Here is an 18,954-nt window from a genome sequence, read left to right on the forward strand (position 1 = left end):
CTTTCGGCTTCGTGTGGCAGATAGCGAGTGCAACGGGCTGGAGTGTGGACTACATTCTGGACGGTGTGAATTACCAGACGCTGATCATGATGCTGAACGACGCACCGCGGTATGTGCGGAAAAAGCAAGGCGGCGGAAACGGTGCTCCCAGACCGGAACACAGCGCCGAGGATGAAGCGAACGATATAGTAGGATTTTTTCAAAGCAAACTGGAATGAGCAAACCTGTAGAAGTTGAATTTTTGATGAAGGACAAACTCACGCCCGGCATGAACAAGGCCGAGCGTGAGGCGCTGGAACTGCGTAATACCGTCAGGCTGCTGGAGGCTGAACTGGAAAGGCTGCGCCTTGCCGGGGAGACGGCTGCCCCCAATCTGGACCAGAGTGCCAATATCGCGCAGATCCATGCACTGGAGAAGCAGCTTGAGGAATTGCGCGGCAAACTGAAACTGCTGCAGGAGGAATCGGAATCCGTGCAGGTCACCCCTGCAGACATGCCCAATGCACAGCGCCAGTTCAACGGGCTTCACAACAGCATCCAGCAGATGGCACGTGAAATGCCTTCTTTGGCCATGGGACCGCAGATGTTCTTTCTGGCCATATCCAACAACCTGCCGATTTTTACGGACGAACTGGCCCGTGCCCGTAAGGAATATGATGAGCTGCAGAAGTCAGGCAAGAAAGGCACACCGGTATGGAAACAGGTCCTGTCCTCGCTCTTTTCCTGGCAGACGGCCATGACCACCGGCATCATGCTGCTGGTAATGTACGGTGATGAAATCTGGGATTGGACGAAAAACCTGTTCAGTGCCAAAAAAGGCGTGGATGAATTCAACATATCACTCAAGGAAATGACCGAGATAGAGAAGGACGGCCGTGCCCAGATGGTGCGTACCCGCTTCGAACTGAAATCGGTCATCGATGAAATAAAGAACTTCACCGGCAGCAAGGAACAGGAAAAGGCGAAGGTAGAAGAACTGAACCGCAAGTACGGGGAATCTTTCGGGTATTATAAAACACTTTCCGAATGGTATGATACCCTTATCCAAAAGAGCGAGGACTATGTACAGGTTCTGCTGCACCAGGCCAATGTCCAGAACCTTGTAAAAAAAGCTGCAGAAGCCGATGAAGAGGTGAATAAAATCAAGGCGCAGAAACCGGAAGAGGCGGAAAGCGCCATGGGTTTTTTCGGGAAATGGGGACAATATATCATGCAGTCAAGCATGGCAGAATCCGGGCAGTTCTATGACGCACAGGCTGCCATTAAGAAACATGATCAGGAAGCTTATGACATACTGTTGAAAAATGCCGAAAACAAACGCGACGGTTATCTGAAAAAAGCGGAGGAAGAGGTAAAGAAAGCGGCAGAAGCAGCCAAAAAAGGAAATATCGGCGGACATACCGACCCCGAACAGTCCGGGAAGAATCCGGAAGCGGAAGCCAAGCAACGGCTTGCCACAGAGCGCAGGCTGGCGCAGGATCTTGCCGCCCTGCAGGCCGAGAACCGGAAGGAAGAGATAGACCGTATGCAAGCCGGTACCGAAAAGAAACTGGCACAAATCGAATATGACTATAACGCCCGGAAAGAAGAGATAAACCGGCAGGAAGCCGACTGGAAGCGTGAGAACAAGGAAGCCGGTCTTTCCACCGGAGATAACGGACTTACCCGGGAGCAACAGGATGAACTTGAAAAAGCCCGTGCCTCAAACACCGCGTCCCGGAAAAAAGCGGAGGCGGACGTGTACAGGGAAGAGGCGGAAGCCATGCGTGACTATCTGAAGGAATACGGGACCTTCCAGCAACAGAAACTGGCCATCGCTGAAGAATATGCCGAGAAAATCCGCAAGGCACAGTCCCAGGGTGAAAGGCTGACTTTGGAGAAACAGCGTGATGCGGCTGTGCATAAAGTGGATATGGAAGCTCTGACCCAAAAGATAGACTGGGGAGCAGCATTCGGGGATTTGACAGGCCTGCTTGCAGACCAGATGAAGAACCTGCTTGGCGAGCTTAAACAGTATGTCAAGACGGATGAGTTCAAAAAAACGGGAGCCGCAGACCAGCAGGTCGTCTACGATGCCATTGAACGTATTCAAAGCATGCTTCCCGGTGGTAACGGCACATTGGATTTTGCCCGGTTACAAACGCAGATGCACGCTTTGGGGGATGCCGTAACACGTGTGCAAAATGCGGAACTGCAGCAGGAAGCGGCATTCGCCCGGTTAAAAGCGGCGCAGACCGATTACAACAAGGCTCTTGAAAGCGGTAACCAGGCAGAAATAGAACGTACCAAAATCGCTCTTCAAACGGCCCAATCGTCCAGTGCTTCAGCTGACGAAGAATACCTGAACGCCACCTCTGAAATGAAGGTGCTTGCCGGGGAGGTGAAAAGTGCCTCCCGGGACACGGTTGACGGGTTGAACATGGTATCCAACGGATTGCACGGCTTTGCAAGCGGAACCTTGCAGGGATCATTTGAAGGAATCCAGAATATGCTTACCGGTCTGTCAAAACTGAATATCGGAGGCAAGGTCGGTGATGCCATCAGCCGGATGTCCGAGACCCTGTCAAGTGCCGGAGTCATCGGGCAGATCATATCGGCCATTCTCTCCATACTGGATTTGCTGAAAGACGGTATTGGCCCGATTATCTCATCATTGATAGACACCATTTTCAATGCGACAACCGGAATACTCGACAATATCCTCAGCGGAGACCTGTTCAAACAGATAGGCGGTTCCCTTGTGAAAGGTATCGGGGGATTGCTGAACACGGTGTCTTTCGGAGGTTTCAACAAACTGTTCGGCATCGACGGAAACGCCAGGGAAGTGCAGGCGGCTATAGACCGCCTTACAGACCGGAACGAGAAACTGCAGACCTCCATTGAGGACCTGACCGATACCATCAAGGCAAGCAAGGGGACTAAATCGGTGGAAGCTTACCGGGATGCTTACAAATACCAGAAAGAGACGAATGCAAACTATCTGCAGATAGCGCAGGAACAGGCACGCTACAGCAAAAGCCACCATTCGTGGAACTACTACTGGGGTGGTTTCAGCCAGGCACAGATAGACAAACTGAGCGGACAGATTGGCCGCCAGTGGGACGGGAACCTGTGGAGCCTGAGCCCGGAGGAGATGAAGGCGCTGCGCAGCAATGTGGACATGTGGACGCAGATACAGAATACCGGTAAGGGCGGCTATGGCGGGCGACTGACCGAGAAGCTGGATGACTACATAGACCAGGCCGGCAAGCTGGAGGAACTGACCGACCAGCTGTATGAAGGGCTGACGGGCATTTCATTCGATGGTATGTACAGCAGCTTCATCGACAACCTGATGAACATGAAGTACGGTGCCAAGGATGCGGCGGAGGATATATCCGAGTACTTTATGAAAGCCATGCTGAGTAACAAGATAGGCGAGCTGTATAGCGAGAAATTGAAAGGCTGGTGGGAGAAGTTCGGCAAGGCCATGGAGGACAACGAACTGACCGAGGCGGAACGGAACGCACTGATGGAAGAGTACATGCAGTATATGGATGAAGCCCTTGCCCTGCGTGACAACCTGGCGGCGGCCACGGGCTACGACAAGACCGAAGCCGGCGGCACCAGTCAAAGCGCGAAAGCGGGCGGCTACACGGCCATGACGTATGACCAGGGCACGAAGCTGGAGGGGATGTTTACCGGCGGTTTGCAACATTGGTCGAGCATGGACGACCGGCTGGAGAGCGTGTCGGAGAAGATGGACACGGCCGAGGGCCACCTGGCCCGGATAGCCGAGAACACCGGTGTGAGCGCCGGCCACCTGGGCGAGATAAAGGATGAGATAAAGAAAATGATACGTGACGGACTAAAAGTGAAATGACATGGCAGATATATTGGGCGGGCTGGTGCTGGTGAACGGCACGGACATCTGGACGGAATACGGCGTGTTCCTGGTGGAGGACCGGCGCGGTGGCATGGATAACCTCTCGGCGATCCTGACCCCGAGCAAGACGAAGAAGGAGACGGCCGTGGACATACGGGAGGAGGACGGGGAGAAATACAGCGCGGTCCTTACCCCGAGGAACGAGGCGCGTGACGTGACGCTGCACTTTGCCCTGTATAACAAGACAAAGGAGGGATGGCTGCGGAAATACTTCGCGTTCATCAATTTTCTGAAGAAAGGGAAGGACGGGTGGCTCGACATTGCGTTTCCCCAGCTTGATCTGACCCTACACGTGAAATACACGGACAGTCCGAAGTTCACCCCACTGACCTATTTGTGGAAGGAAGGGGTCCACGCCGGGAAATTCAAGGTGAAGTTCCGCGAGCCGGTACCGATTATATAACCATTCAAAGACGATTCGAATATGCTTCTAACGATATACGATAAAGCCGGGGCCAAGCGTGCGGACGTGGCTGCAAGTGACAGTTCGACGCAGAGCAAGGAGGTGCAGGGCGACAACGTGCTGGCGCTCTCCTTCACGCATTATGCCCATATCCCCCTTGATGTAGGCGACTTCACGGACTACATGGGCGAGCGGTACTGGCTGACGGAGCGGTACACCCCGAAAGAGAAAAGCGGGAGTGAGTGGGAGTATAACCTGAAGCTGTACGGTATCGAGAGCCTGATCAGGCGTTTTCTTGTGCTGGAAACAACGGACGGCGACACCAATCCCCTGTTTACATTGACGGCCACGCCGCGGGATCATGTGGCGATGGTAGTGAAGGCCATCAACGACGGCATGGGTAACATTACCGACTGGAAAGTCGGGCAGGTGGACGGTACCGATCTTATCGTGATCGACTATGAAGGTATGTACTGCGACCAGGCTTTGAAGGAGATCGCCGGCAAGGTGGGAGGCAAGGCCGAATGGTGGGTCGAGGGCCAGACGGTGAACGTGTGCCGTTGCGAACACGGCGAGGAGATCACGTTGGGATACGGCAAGGGGCTGACCTCCCTGGAGCGGGATACGAGTAATACGGCGAAGTTTTACACGCGCCTTTTTCCGATCGGGAGCAGCCGGAACATCGATGCCGAGAAGTACGGCAGCCCCCGTCTGATGCTCCCCGGAAAAAAGAAGTACGTGGAGGTGGGCGTGGACGAGTACGGTATCTATGACCACTACGAGCAGGCCGCCTTCAGCGGTATCTATCCTCGGCGGGTGGGAACGGTAAGCAGTGTCCGCAGTGAGGAGGTGACGAATGAGGAGGGTAAGACCTTTACCGTCTATTACTTCAAGGATGGCGGGATGGATTTCGATCCTAACGATTATGAACTGGCCGGTGAGACGAAACGCGTCTCCTTCCAGAGCGGTGACCTTTCCGGGCTGGGAGAGGGGGACGATCATTATTTCGAGGTAAACTTCGATAGCGCCACCCGTGAGTTTGAGATCATCACGATCTGGCCTTACGGCGACGACACGCAGCTTCCGGGCGGCAAGCTCGTTCCGAAGGCCGGGGACACCTATGTCCTTTGGAACATCCGGATGCCGGATAAGTATTACCGGCTGGCAGAGGAGGAGTTCCAGAAAGCCGTCGATGACTATAACAAGGACCACTGGCTGGATATCGCCGCTTACAAAGCTCCGACCGACCATGTGTGGATCGAGCAGCAGGAGGCCGAGCTGTTTGTCGGCCGGCGCGTAAAAATGGAGAGCTCGGAGTATTTCCCGAAAGACGGTTACCGCAGGAGCCGCATTACGAAGATCACGCGTAAGGTGAACCTTCCCGGGGAGATGGACCTGGAGATCAGCGACGCCCTGCAGGTATCGAAATTCGACAGGGTAAACGACAGCATAGGGGAACTAAAAAGCTATACGAAAGCCAAGGCCGAAAGTTCCGGGCTCCCGGACATCATCCGGAGCTTCGACAACACTCTGCCCACGGACAACAACCTTTTCTCTGCGAAAAGAAGCCAAAGGGAGTTCCTGAGCAAACGCCATCGGGATACCGCGGCCGAGGTGATCGGTTTTTTGAAAGGGGCTTATTTTGGGGATTACAAAGCCGGGGAATCCGGAGGCAATGTTGACGGTGACGGGAACGCCGAGTTTCTGACGGCGGTCATCCGGGAACTGCTCCGGAGCACCCGTTTCGTGGACGGTATGTTCGGTGAGGGCTGGCAGATATGGATAGATAAAATAACGGGGCTGAGTAATCTCACGATAGACAAGGCGACCATCCGGCAGACGTTGGTGGCTCTGGAGCTGCTCATAGAAACGGTACGCAGCGTAAGGGGGCAGCTGGTTGTCTCCGCCGCCAACGGTAAGATCAAGACCGTGGCCAAGGAGGGCAACAATTACCGCATCTCCTTTGAGCAAGAGAACACGTTCGTGGCGCACGACCTGATGCGCTGTGCCGTTTTTACGGGGGCGGAGATTCGGGGTTACTGGGTGGAAGTGTCGGAAGGCGATGCGGAAGGGATAACGGTACCCCAGAGGGAGTTTGGTGGGACGGAACCGAAGGCGGGCGATGAGTGTGTACTTATGGGTAACACGGAAAACCCGCTCCGGCAGAACCTGATCAGCATAGCAGCTACCGAGGACGGCCAGCCACGTGTTGACATACTGGATGGCGTGATGGCGAAAAACTTCAACGGCTGTTTGCGCTGCCGGGTGGGTAATCTTGACGGTATCAAGGACAGTGCTTTCCCGGCGAATAGCCAACCACACGGGAACGGTCTCTATGGCGACAACGTATATTTGAAAGGTACGTTCGTCCTCATGACCGGCGAGGATATCCTGACGAAATTTGAAATTACGGAGGGTAAGATACAATCAGCCGTGGAGGGTCTGCGTGACGAGGTGAGGGAGGAGCAGAGCTTTTTCGATAACACCACGTTTACCGAGGGGATGAGTAAATGGATAAGTGGGTACAAGGCCGCGTTCCTGACTTTCGGCGGCAAGTGGATTCTTGCCGGTAACAAACTGTTAGCATCGAGCGAGAACGGCAACGTGGAGGTCGTAAAGACCGGCAAGGTTCCTTACGTCAGGATAACGAACAGTTATATCATGCAGAAGAACGGGGATTTCCGCACGATTCCCGATTTCAAGGAGTTGAACGGGGACGGGCTTCGCATTCCGGGCTATGTCTACCTGTCCTTCCATTACAAGGTGATCGAGGCCGGACACCTGCGTATCGAGTTTGTCAATTCCAACAAGAACGGATACGAGAATTTCAACATGTTCGCTTACGACGGTGATTTGCCGGTCGGTGGGGAGAAGGTATTCAACCATTCCGGGCTGTGGAACGGGACCGGTGACTTCAAGCTGTCGTTCACGGGTGTTATCCAAGTGTCCTTGTTGGTGTTCTCGACAGACCGGACGGATGCCCTGGCGTACAAGTATGCCACGTTCTTCGACCAGTCGGAGAAGATGATCCGAATCGCGGCGGCGAATTTCGATAAGGACGGCAATGTGCTGGAGGCATCCTCCATTATCACGACGGCCAAATATAACAGGCTGATTTCTGTCCATTTCGATGAGAACGGGGAATTGCGGAATAAATCCGGGTTGGTGACTACCGCCAATTTTTCCAAGCTGTTCGCTGAGGGCGTTACAAGCAACGGGCTTGTAAAGAAGGCGGAACTGAATGTCTATGTCAAGCGTGACGAGTTCGGCAATCTTGTTTCCGGTGTTACCATTAAAGCCGACCAAATCAAACTGGAGGGGCTTGTTACGGCTAACGGCTATTTCAAGGTCCTCACGGACGGGAGTATCGAGACCCGGAACGCGAACATCAGCGGTACTGTCAAGGCGAGCGGCGGTAAGATCGGCGGCTTTACCATCGATTCCGGCCGTCTGTATTGGAAGAGCCGCGATTATTTCGGAAACGATTCCCGGAGTTTGAAACTGGGAGTCTCGAGTTCCTCGACGGAGGGGATCGTGGACGTGGCCTTCAATGGCGCTACCAGTGGTCGGTTTGGCGTAAAATCAGTCGGGGCGACATCCGGTGGGGCCGCTATATACGCATCGATAGGCTCCTTAACCTATCCGGCCAGCGGTATGACCTATGCCGGGTTCTTTGTGGGTCCGGTAGATGTAAGGGATACCGGTAACGGATTGACAAGTGATGTTTGCGCATCGAAAGGGTTCCGGTACATCAAGAGTCGCAATTCCGACGGTACATACGTGTATAACGAGGGTGTGAACTGGGGGGATGGTGCCGCCCAGAATCCCGACCTTGACAAAATAAGACTTATCGTGAGGGGCGGCATCATTGTCGGCTATACAGGGGAATAAACATTTAAAACCAAAGAGATATGAAAGTTGACTTAAACAGGAGATTCAGGGGCTTTGACGGGAACGAGCTTGGCGGCGACAACATCGCCACCGCCGTGGCGGAGGCCCTGTTCAATTACGGAAAAGACAAACCGGTAGGCCGTGATGAGAAGTTCAAGGCTTACGTCCTGTGCCAGCGTATCATCCAGGGCGGTGGAATCCTGGAGATCACCACCGAGGAGGGTACGCTTATCAAGGAGGTATGCGGCGAGAGCCTGACGGCCGGCGGTTACGGCCAGGTTTATGAACTGATAGAGGGAGGGGTTTGATATGGCACTGACAGAATCGGATATCGCCCAGGTTTTGGAGGCGGTCAAGGCGGAATCGAAGAGTGTCGAATCCCTTGAGACGGTCGGCTCGCTGAGCGGGGTCAAATCCCTGCCGGGACAGAAAGGTGACAAACTGGTGAACGTCCCGATCACCTTATTGAGCAAGCCAGCCGATGACGCGGCGGCCCGGGCGATCAAGGCCGCTGAAAGGGTGGAGGGATTGGCTCCCGAAATGGAAGCGGCCACCCAGGAGACAAAAAAGGCCATTCAAACGGCGGGTGAATCGGCGGCAAAGGCGGAGGCGGCCGCGAAGAAGGCCGAGGATGCGATAGCCCAAGGCTACAAACATAAGGAGATGAGTGAGGAGGAGTTTGAAAGTCTCCCGGAAAAGGACGGCAAGACCATTTACCTGATTTACGAGGAGGAATAGGTATGATAAGTGTTGGAAACAAAGAAGTGACGGCCATCCGTGTAGGCGAACGGGTGGTGGCGACGGTCTATATAGGGGCCAGGCTGGTTTGGCAAGCCATCCGGAGCTGTTTCGGCGCGGGCTTTTGGCGCGGTGACAAACCCTGGAGCCGAACGGATGGCTGGAAACTGATGAAATAACTTTTAAAGAATAACGATATGGCGAAAAAAGTGTATGACGAGGACGGTCTGGATATGCAGAAGACCGATTGGTCCGGTGACGAATCCACGGGTAATCTTCCGGTGAGCGGCCGGTTGGTGGAGAACTATATCAAAAGTATTGATGACAAGGCCACCCCTACGGAGGAGCTGGCCGCCGGTGAGACGAAAGCCCCCACGAGCGGCGCGGTGTTCGCCTCGCTGGTGGGTACCGTGACGAATATCGACGTGACGGACAGCGAGGACGGCACTCAGTACGTGATGACAGTCACGCAGAAGGATAGCGAAGGGGGAGAAAGCGACAGGGAGGTGCGCTTTTCCAAGTATAGCGACGATGACAAGGTGGTGGTGAATATAGACCTGACCGATGCTTCGGGTTCCTCCTTGCCCGCTTCCCAGTATTTGTCGTTGGGTACCGGTTTCGTGGTGAGATATGCCGTTGGCGTGGGCACGGCCGGTGGCGGCGAGGTGAGTGGCTACAGCGACCTGAAGGCCAAGGTGGTCGTAAAACGTGGCTCCACGGTCCTTTCGGAATTCCAGGATGCGGAGTTTGTCGGCGTTACGGCCGGTCAGAGCTATACTTTTGACGCGTCGCCTTACCTGAAGGATGCCACGACCTACACCGTGCAGGTGGAGGCGCAGGCCGGTTATGATGGCGGTACGCTGATGAAAACCGCTACCGCCAGGGTGACGATGGTGGCTATGGAACTAAGTACCACTTATTCGGTTGGGAACGGACTGGCTGATGGGGGATACCGGAACGACGTGAACATCCCATTTACAGCTAAGGGAACGAGTGGCGAGAAGAACATCTACTACCGTATCAACGGCGGGCAGCCCTATACGCTTGGCCTGTCAGCCGGTTCCGGTGTCCAGCAGAAGAACGTCACCGTTGCGCTGAGTGAAATGCGGGAGGGCATGAACGTGGTGGAAGCCTATGCGCTGCACGAGAACTCCGGCGTGGTGAGCGAGATACACTACCTGACCCTGCTGAAAGCCGGGGAAGGTGTGACGGCCTATGCCGGCATGATGTTCAACCACCGGGCAGCGGGGTTCCAGCGTGACTGGAAGCACCCCGTACTGGAGGCAGAGCAGTTCACGGCGTGGAACTTCACGTATGCCGGCTATGACAGGGATGCGTACACGGCCCGTGTGAAAGTGACCAGCCGGGGCAGTGTGGTGAAGGAAGACCTGCTGCAGCGCGGTGAGACCGGCAGCTACGGGCGGACGAACGTGAACGTGGAACCGCTGGATTACCGTGTGTCGTGCGGTGATGCCGTGCTTGAGGTGCAGGTGAACACCACATCGCACCCCGACATTGAAGCCACGCTGGCACCGGATGCCGTGTGCACGTTCGATGCCTTCGGGCGAAGCAACACGGAAAACAACCCGGAAAGCTGGGTGAGCGGGGACAAACGGATGGAATTCCGTGATGTGCTGTGGAGCGTGAACGAATACGGCGCAGGAAGCGGCTGGCACAAGGACCGCCTGCTGCTGGCCGGCGGTGCGGGCATGACCCTGACCGCCGACGGAGGGTACCGCCCGTTCAATGAGGCGGACAAGCCCGAGGGTTTTGCCATCCGCGACGTGGGCATGACGTTGGAGATAGAATACAGCACGGCCAACGTGACTGACACCGACGCGGAGCTGATCACCTGTCTGGGCACCCTGCAAAACGGCAACCGTTACGGGCTGGTGGTGACCCCGGAGGAGGCGAAGTTCCTTACCGGCGTGGTGACGGAGGCGATGGATGCCGGTCAGGTCCTGCGCTATGAGGACTCGGTGGGTACGAAGTTTGAACCCGGTAAGAATATCCGTATCACTTACGTGTTCTACCCGGACGTGGAGACCAACGAGCAGCGGACGCTGATCGGCTTCTATGTGAACGGGGAGGAGTCGGCCGCCTCGAAGTGGCTGGACAAGGTGAACTTCGACATCCGGAGCCAGCTGGAGTTTAAATCGGAGGGGGCTGACCTGAACGTGAAGAGCGTGCGCATCTATAACAAGGCGCTGACCTCGGACGAGGTGCTTAACAACTACATCGTGGACCGCAATCATCTGGAGGATGCCGACGGGGAACCGGGCGTGCGCTCGCTGGATGAGGACAACCGCGTGCTGAACGAGGGGGACACGGTGAGCATGGAGAAGCTGATGGGACTGATGAAGAAGCGGCGGAACTCGATCCTGGTACTGATAGGCACGGGCAGCGTGGGCAGTGAGGTGCCAAGCGAGAGCGACACGCTGAACGTGATGGATGCGCTGGCCCAGCTGAACAACAAGAAGGCCAACAAGCTGTGCCGGGAAGTTAGATTCTACAACGGTGAGAACCGGGCGCTGGACTGGATAGCCCGTGACATTTATCTGCGTATCCAGGGTACCAGTTCGGTGAACTATGCCCGCAAGAACCTACGCTTCTACTTCCAGAAGACAGCCAGCGGTTACACGGCACGGATGAGCTACGGCGAGATAGACGGTAACGGGCAGCAGAGCAACCCGACAGCTACGGAGGGTAAGAAGAACCTGTTCCGACTGCGGGACAACTCGGTGGGGGCAAAACTCGCCTGTGCGAAGTGTGACTTTTCGGACTCCTCCATGACCACCAACACCGGTGGCGCGAAGTTCATCCATGACGGCATGAAGGAAATGGGTATCCTGACCCCTGCCCAGCAGTATGCCGCCGACCATGCGGATACGTGCAAGGAAGACATACGCTCGGCCATTGACGGCTTGCCCTGTGACCTGTTTGTGGCAAAGAGTGTGGATGAGGATCTGACCTACTACGGCCAGTACAACATGAACAACGAGAAGAGCGACAGCTACCCGATATTCGGCCAGGACAAGACCATCGGCGAAGAACAGTGGGGGACCGGTGATACGCTGAACTACCTGCAGGCGAACGGCGACCGGCCGAAGGAATACCTGCCCATCTGCATCGAGACGTTGAACAACTCGAACGACCTGTGCCTGTTCCGCTGGCTGCCGTCCACGGAGCCCGACCATACGGACTTCATGGATTTCAACTTTGACGGCGGTTTCGAGTTCAACCATCCGAAAGACGTGTTCTGGAACGATGGCGGAGGCGATGCCGAAGAAGAACCGAACATCAAGGAACACCTGGGCACCGGTGACAAGTACGACAAGATGTACAAGGCGCTTGACCGCATGATGAGTTTCCTCTATAAATGCGTGAGGGAAACGCCTGCCGGCAAGAATCTGGCCTATAACAAGGAGACGCACACCTTTGACGGGGTGGACTATGAGGATGACGGCAACAAGTTCCCGACGGCCAAATGGGCGAGCCCGACCTTCAAGGCGGAAGCCGGGAAGTATTTCAACCTTCCCAACCTGGCCGCCTACTACCTGTATGTACAGTTCAACCTGGGTGTGGACCAGCTGGCGAAAAACATGCTGGTGCGGACATGGGACGGCGTGATGTGGTGGATAACCTATTACGACGGTGACTGCCAGCTGGGTTCGGACAACAAGTCGTTCCTGACCGGGAAGTATGACGACAACCGGCAGACGAAGCGAGACGGGGCCTATGTGATGCAGGGACACAACAGCTGGCTGTGGAACCTGATACTGGGCAATATGGGCAATCTGCTGGAAGAAGTGATGACCAGGGGTGTGAACGGCGGTACCAGCTTCATGAGTGCCTTCAGCATCCAGAAGGCCGTTGACCATTTCGACACCGAGCAGATGAAGAAGTGGTGCAGCCGGCTGTACAACAAATCAGGCATCTTCAAGTATGTGTATCCGTTCCTGAACGAGATGCCGGTGGGGGCTGACGGTGCCAAACAGACGTATCCGCAGATCTACGGTCTGAAGGGTTCGTTGAAAGCTCACCGTAACTATTTCATCCAGCGCAGGTATGACCTGAAGCAGGTGGAGTACGGTTATGTCTCTACGCTGGGCGCCCAGTTCTACCAGAGTACGGCATCGCTGGACAAGGCATACAAACTGAAGCCGATGCAGTACCGGCTGACCATCCCGTACCGTGTGCAGCTTTCCACCAGCAACGGCGTTCAGGCCGACAGCGGCGTGGTGGATGCGGACGTGCTCCACTCCCTGCAGCTGGCCCGTGCCTTCGGTGAGAACGACCCGCTGAAGATTATCGGCGCGGCCAAAATCAAGGAGCTGGTGTGGCATGAGGACGCGTTCGCCATCGGATTCAATTTCGGCTTGCTTACCTCATTGGTTAAACTTGACATGAGCGTGGAGAAAGCCAGCGGTTATCGTAACGGTTCATTCATGGCCTCTACGAACGGCATGCTTCTTCTGGAAGAGCTTAATATGCGCAACAACCTGCTGGCACGGAATGGCGATAACGGCAACGTGACGACCTTGGACTTGAGCTGGCAGGGACGGTTGAAGAAGCTGGACGTGAGAGGCACGGGGCTTACCCGCGTGAAACTTGCCACCGGTGCGCCTGTTGTGCAGTTATGCTTGCCGGAAACGATAGAGGAACTGTTTCTGGAATATCTTCCCAGGTTGGCAGAGAGCGGATTGGTACTGGATGGCATCGGTAACGTGCGAGGCTACCGGTTCATGGGTTGTCCGGGCATTGACGGGTTTGCCATGCTGGAACGTCTTCATCAGGCCAAGTTGAACGGTAGCGGTAAACTGGAGCGTTTTGTCCTTGACATCGATATGGAGGATGACGGCAGGCTGCTCGGGAAATACTACGATTATGGTACCTATACCTCCACCGGAGCGATAGACAACCGTCATTCCGGATTGCGTGGCAGGCTCTGCCTGACAAAGTACATGGATGACGAACAGGCCGACCGGTATCGTGAGCGGTATCCGGAACTGGAGATCGTACAACCGGCCTACAGCATCATCGAGTCGGACGAAAGCGCTCCGGACGATGCCAACATTTCCAACCCGGACAACGAGACCGGTTATAAGTATGGCAATACTTACGTCATGAATGCCCACGTGGCGGCGATCCTCAAGAAGCGCCACCGTGTGCTTGCCAAGGTGACGAAAAAGCCCACGAGCCGTAAAGTGGAGATGGCGGGCCAGACGGTTGACGTGAACAATCCGGACGGCGAGATGACCTATTGTCCGTTGGATGATACCAGCAGTAATAAATACTACGATGGCAGCGCAGCCAAACTTGACAGCAGCGAGGGCGACTGGATGATGTACGAACCGTTCTTTTGGTCGAAAGGTGTCAATGACTACCTGAACGAGAAATATTACAGCTGTTACAGTTCCAACGGCCCTGACGATATGCCTCCTGTTCCGGATGTGACGGTGCTGACGTTGGACGACATCAAAGACACGCAGGGCGGTTTCCTTACAGAGCGCAAACTTTTGAGTGGCAAACCCACGTTGAAGGATTCTTATAGCACGGACAAGACCTATTCAGTCTGCAAGGTGGATGTACAAGGCTATAAGCGTGTACGTTTTCCGAGTGTTCCCGGTACGGGTTTGGTCGGCAGTCTATTTGTTGACGGCTCCGGAAACGTGGTCAAAACCATCGTGGTCCCTACGATCGGTCTGAAGTTCGAGGCCGGCATGTACTTGATATCGGATGTTCCGGAGGACGCCACGGCCTTGCACTTCTCGATCTTGAACACGGCCGAGTTCGACAAGGTCGTACTTTCCAACTCCGACAAGATCGAGGATATGGAGCCCGATTGGGTGGCCAACGAGGAACATCTTTGTGCGGTAGTAGGCAGTAGCGTGGTAGGTAGCAAATTGCGTTCATGCATAACGGGTAATTCCACGACGGCCAGCATGAACTGGATCGACTTTCATTATTACTCGGTTCAGCGCGGTATGCAACAGATAGACGCGTTGATGCACTCCCGTATAGCGAACTTGTTTTACGCAAGATATGGCCGTCGTGACAGCCAGGAACAGTGCGGAGGCGGTCAGCATACGAACAATCGTATCACGGGCGGTACAGCCGGTTATGGTATGCAGGATACGATCGGTTATGACGAAGCGTATAAAATAAACGACAAGATCACGAATTCCATCGTGGACGGTTCTATCCACCAGTACGCTTGGTATCGTGGCCAGGACGAGTATGGTTCTCCGACCGTGACTCAGGTAAACAATATCAGTTGTCTGGGCTATGAGGACATCTACGGCCATAAGTACGAGATGATGGACGGTGTTGATTTACCCAACGATAGTGGCAACCAAGGTAAATGGCGTATTTGGATGCCGGACGGCACGGTGCGTTGGGTGAAGGGTAAAACGACCAGTGACCAGTGGATAACAGGTGTTGCCCATGGTAAATACATGGATATCGTACCGGTAGGAACAGCTAACGGCTCGTCCAGTACATATTATTGCGATAAATACTGGATAAGTACCGCAGCCATCCGTGTGGTCTATCGCGGGTACGTCTATGCGTACGCGTATGGCGGTGTGTCGAATGCGGATGCGCATTACGATGCTTCGTATACGTATGCGAATATCGGCTCGCGTCTGGCCTTCTGCGGCAAACTCGTTCGGGCGGAAAGCGTGGAAGCGTATAAAGCGATTCGCGAAGTGTTGTAAGCGCAAAGCGCCAAAGCGTGGAGCGAAGCGACTAAAACGAAAGAACGGTGTTCGGATGATTTCCGAACACCGTTCGTGTTATTATAAATACCGGCGTAAGCCGGTCGAAAATGTTTTAAGAAAATGAAATTTGATAGTGCTTTAGTATGTGTGAGAGAGTGCACAACACACCAATTTATACTATACAAATGTAGCGATTTTTGGCGAGATTACCAAATTTCTTAGTAATAATTAGAAGTGAGAAATTAAGTGGAAAAGGGCAGGGTAGGGGGGTAGGGGTGCGAAAAAAAGAACGTTTCGTTTTGGGAAAAAGAACGTTTCGTTCCCAAAAGTCGAAACATTTCGTTTTGCGGATTATATAAAGCCGAAAACTTTTTCTACAATGAAGAACAGGATTACTGTGTCTGTCCAATGGGACAAAAGATGCAGAGGGCAGGCACCAGGCATACGAAAACCGAATCCGGATATGTAGTCGAATATGCCAGGTATAGGGCTGTCAGATGCGAAGGATGTCCGTTAAGATGTCTGTGTTTTAAAGCTAAAGGAAACAGGACGATAGAACTGAATCACCGACTCTGGATATACAAACAGAAAGCCCGGGAACTTCTCTGTTCCGAAGAAGGGCTGAAACACAGAGGGCAAAGGTGCATAGAACCGGAAGCTGTATTTGGACAGATAAAATTCAACATGAACTACAAGCGCTTCCGTCATTTTGGAAAGGACAAGGTTCTCATGGACTTTTCCTTCCTGGCCATCGCCTTCAATATAAAAAAGATGTGTACCAAGATGAATAAAGAGGGTATAAATTGGCCAATTAAACACCTTTACGGCCTTATTACCGCTCATTTAAGCTATTGGGAACAAAATAATCGAGATTATCTTCAGAATATCGCTGCCTGAAAAAGTTAACTACGCTCTTATCGTTGATAAAGAAAAGAGGGTGAATCGCGTATTACGACACACCCTCTTTTGGTCAATAAGCTATTGTTTCAGTTCATACAATGGCTTACTTATTATATTCTTCCCATTTTACATTGTGCATATCACCGCTCTTGGCAAACTCTTCATGGAAAGCAAAGCAGCACTTCAAGTTCTGTGGGGTCTGTCCTTTGATACCCATTGCCAGGTATTCATTTAATAACGGACGATAATCCGGATGAACGCAGTTGTCGATAATGCAACGGGCGCGTTGGATAGGTGACTTGCCACGCAGGTCAGCTACACCGTATTCTGTAATGATAATCTTAACAGAGTGCTCGCTGTGATCCAGGTGAGAAACCATCGGAACGAATGAACTGATCTTTCCACCTTTGGCTGTAGATGGAGTTGTAAAGATTGACAACATGGCTGAACGGGTAAAGTCTCCAGAACCACCAATACCGTTCATCATCTTCGTGCCTAATACGTGAGTAGAGTTAACATTACCAAAGATATCAGCTTCCAAAGCGGTATTCATGGCAATCAAACCTAAGCGGCGGGCAACTTCCGGATTGTTAGAGATTTCTTGAGGACGTAACAAAATCTTATCTTTGAAGAAGTCAAGATGGCTATAGATATCTTGAATTACTTCGTTGCTGACAGACAAAGAACAGCCGCTGGCAAATTTAACACGTCCTTCTTTCATTAATTTGATTACAGCATCCTGAATAACTTCGGTATATACATTAAATGCTGGGATTTCTTCGTTTTCACCCATGCAACCCAATACCGCATTGGCTACGTTACCTACACCACTCTGTACCGGAACAAATTCTTTAGGCAGACGGCCGGCACGGATTTCACTTACTAGGAAGTCGGCAACATTCTTACCGATGGCCAAAGTAACATCATCCAGCGGAGCAAAAGGTTTACCTTCATTTGGTTCGCTTGTTTTAACGATGCCGACGATCTTAGCCGGATCTACCTTTACATAGGGTAGACCAATACGGTCAGATGGAGTGAATACTGGGATTTCACGGCGATAAGGAGGATCAGCCGGTTCATAAATATCGTGCATACCACGAATTTCCTTCGGGTGTTTGTCGTTTAATTCAACGATAATTCGGTCAGCCATACGGCAGATGGTTGGTAGAATACCTACACCACATGTCGGAACAATTTCACCGTCTTCAGTTACATCGGCAGCTTCTACAATGGCAACGTCAATTTTACCCAGGAAGCCATAACGTAAATCTTGTGCCAATTCAGACAAGTGCATATCGAAATATTCTGCCTGGTGTGCATTCAAAGCAGCACGCAAGTCTTTATTCGACTGATACGGTGTACGGAATTTGATGGCATTGGCACGAGCCAGTTCTCCATCCAGTTTGTCTCCGGTAGAAGCACCTGTAAACATACCGATTTTGAAAGGATTCCCTTTTTCATGTTCTTCGATTGCTTTTTTAGCGATAGCACCCGGAACTACTTTCGGACATCCCGCAGGTGTAAAACCACTGAATCCGACGTTGTCGTTGTGGTGTACATAGGCAGCAGCTTCTTCTGCTGTGATAAATTTTAAAGCCATGATATTTATATTTTAGGTAATATTCTAAATTTGTTTGCAAACTTACAAAAATAACGGTAACAGACGTCGATAATCAGCTGTATTTCCTATTTAATATTTCAGCATATATAATAGCTCGTTTTAAATCATCTGCATTTTTTAGGGGAGCAATGTCTGCCAACGGCGTTTCTGGTTCAATGCTCGTATCCGTTATTGGGGGCATTGGTTCCGTTTTTGTTGTATTGGCCGATTGTAAATGAGGTTGCCTTTTATTGCCTCTTTTCTTTTTATTCTGTCTGATAACAGTCTCTTCTCTTTCTTTTTCATGGAAAATTGTTTCCAAAAGAGATTTTTCTGGAGGGAACGTAGTCTCATTCATCTGAGGGCTTGGATTCTCTGGATCTGTCATCAGGGATTTGTCTTGTGGTGGATTGGGTGGTAAAATATCATCTGTCTTTGTCAGACTTTTTTTGACAACAGTTAGTAAGCCTTGTGCTACAAAGGCTGTTATTAAGACAATGTAAATGACTTCTCCCCAATTATCCATAACTTTTGATTATATTTGCACTCCCAAATATACGTAGAAAATTTTAAATAGGCGAATTTATGAATGATATTCTGTTTTGGAGTAATAAAGTGAAAGTAACCTATATAAAACGAATAAGGGTAACTTCACAGCCACCCTTACTCAAACCAAAACCTTAACTATGAAAAAATTTACGTTTTTCGTATTGCAAATGTAATGCTTGTTTTTGTACCGTGCAAATATATTTGTAATAAAATTTCGTATTTCACA

At 52.5% G+C, this 18,954-nt stretch carries 10 protein-coding genes and 1 pseudogene; 9 read left to right on the forward strand and 2 right to left on the reverse strand.

Features of this window, described 5'->3' with window-relative positions:
* Positions 1–11 precede the first annotated feature (11 nt).
* From NEE14_RS14225 to NEE14_RS14265, 9 genes and pseudogenes are all read left to right on the forward strand, one after another.
* Complete coding sequence (locus tag NEE14_RS14225; RefSeq protein ID WP_008778311.1) at positions 12–218, forward strand: hypothetical protein; 207 nt, start codon at positions 12–14, stop codon at positions 216–218.
* Entirely contained in the window at positions 215–3,862 is a 3,648-nt protein-coding gene (locus NEE14_RS14230; RefSeq protein ID WP_251968590.1) for a viral A-type inclusion protein, read from the forward strand. Before NEE14_RS14225 ends, NEE14_RS14230 begins: the two co-directional genes overlap by 4 nt.
* Position 3,863: 1 nt before the next feature.
* A complete protein-coding gene (locus NEE14_RS14235; RefSeq protein WP_008778313.1) occupies positions 3,864–4,328 on the forward strand; it encodes a hypothetical protein in 465 nt (154 codons plus the stop codon).
* Between the two features lie 21 nt (positions 4,329–4,349).
* Positions 4,350–8,219, forward strand: coding sequence for a hypothetical protein (locus NEE14_RS14240; protein ID WP_251968591.1), 3,870 nt, complete (start codon positions 4,350–4,352; stop codon positions 8,217–8,219).
* Between the two features lie 20 nt (positions 8,220–8,239).
* On the forward strand, positions 8,240–8,527 hold the full coding sequence (locus tag NEE14_RS14245; RefSeq protein WP_008674652.1) for a hypothetical protein: 288 nt from the start codon (positions 8,240–8,242) through the stop codon (positions 8,525–8,527).
* Between the two features lies 1 nt (position 8,528).
* Entirely contained in the window at positions 8,529–8,957 is a 429-nt protein-coding gene (locus NEE14_RS14250; RefSeq protein WP_008778315.1) for a hypothetical protein, read from the forward strand.
* 2 nt (positions 8,958–8,959) lie between these two features.
* Complete coding sequence (locus NEE14_RS14255; RefSeq protein WP_251968592.1) at positions 8,960–9,136, forward strand: MFS transporter; 177 nt, start codon at positions 8,960–8,962, stop codon at positions 9,134–9,136.
* Between the two features lie 18 nt (positions 9,137–9,154).
* Positions 9,155–15,676, forward strand: a complete 6,522-nt coding sequence (locus NEE14_RS14260; protein ID WP_251968593.1) for a hypothetical protein — start codon at positions 9,155–9,157, stop codon at positions 15,674–15,676.
* Between the two features lie 357 nt (positions 15,677–16,033).
* Positions 16,034–16,576 (forward strand): annotated as a pseudogene (locus NEE14_RS14265) (transposase); the annotation flags it as partial.
* Positions 16,577–16,682: 106 nt separating this feature from the next.
* Here NEE14_RS14265 and NEE14_RS14270 read toward each other — a convergent pair.
* Positions 16,683–18,179 (reverse strand): acetyl-CoA hydrolase/transferase family protein, encoded by a 1,497-nt coding sequence (locus NEE14_RS14270; RefSeq protein ID WP_251968782.1) that lies wholly within the window; start codon positions 18,177–18,179, stop codon positions 16,683–16,685.
* Between the two features lie 73 nt (positions 18,180–18,252).
* Positions 18,253–18,705, reverse strand: coding sequence for a hypothetical protein (locus NEE14_RS14275; protein WP_251968781.1), 453 nt, complete (start codon positions 18,703–18,705; stop codon positions 18,253–18,255).
* Between the last annotated feature and the right edge of the window lie 249 nt (positions 18,706–18,954).

It is taken from the genome of Parabacteroides sp. AD58 (assembly GCF_023744375.2).
GTDB lineage: Bacteria > Bacteroidota > Bacteroidia > Bacteroidales > Tannerellaceae > Parabacteroides > Parabacteroides absconsus.

Excerpts from the sequence above, each read along its gene's own strand:
- NEE14_RS14230 (WP_251968590.1), top strand. The coding sequence starts at position 215 with ATGAGCAAACCTGTAGAAGTTGAATTTTTGATGAAGGACAAACTCACG.
- NEE14_RS14235 (WP_008778313.1), top strand. The coding sequence starts at position 3,864 with ATGGCAGATATATTGGGCGGGCTGGTGCTGGTGAACGGCACGGACATC.
- NEE14_RS14240 (WP_251968591.1), top strand. The coding sequence starts at position 4,350 with ATGCTTCTAACGATATACGATAAAGCCGGGGCCAAGCGTGCGGACGTG.
- NEE14_RS14245 (WP_008674652.1), top strand. The coding sequence starts at position 8,240 with ATGAAAGTTGACTTAAACAGGAGATTCAGGGGCTTTGACGGGAACGAG.
- NEE14_RS14250 (WP_008778315.1), top strand. The coding sequence starts at position 8,529 with ATGGCACTGACAGAATCGGATATCGCCCAGGTTTTGGAGGCGGTCAAG.
- NEE14_RS14255 (WP_251968592.1), top strand. The coding sequence starts at position 8,960 with ATGATAAGTGTTGGAAACAAAGAAGTGACGGCCATCCGTGTAGGCGAA.
- NEE14_RS14260 (WP_251968593.1), top strand. The coding sequence starts at position 9,155 with ATGGCGAAAAAAGTGTATGACGAGGACGGTCTGGATATGCAGAAGACC.
- NEE14_RS14270 (WP_251968782.1), bottom strand. The coding sequence starts at position 18,179 with ATGGCTTTAAAATTTATCACAGCAGAAGAAGCTGCTGCCTATGTACAC.
- NEE14_RS14275 (WP_251968781.1), bottom strand. The coding sequence starts at position 18,705 with ATGGATAATTGGGGAGAAGTCATTTACATTGTCTTAATAACAGCCTTT.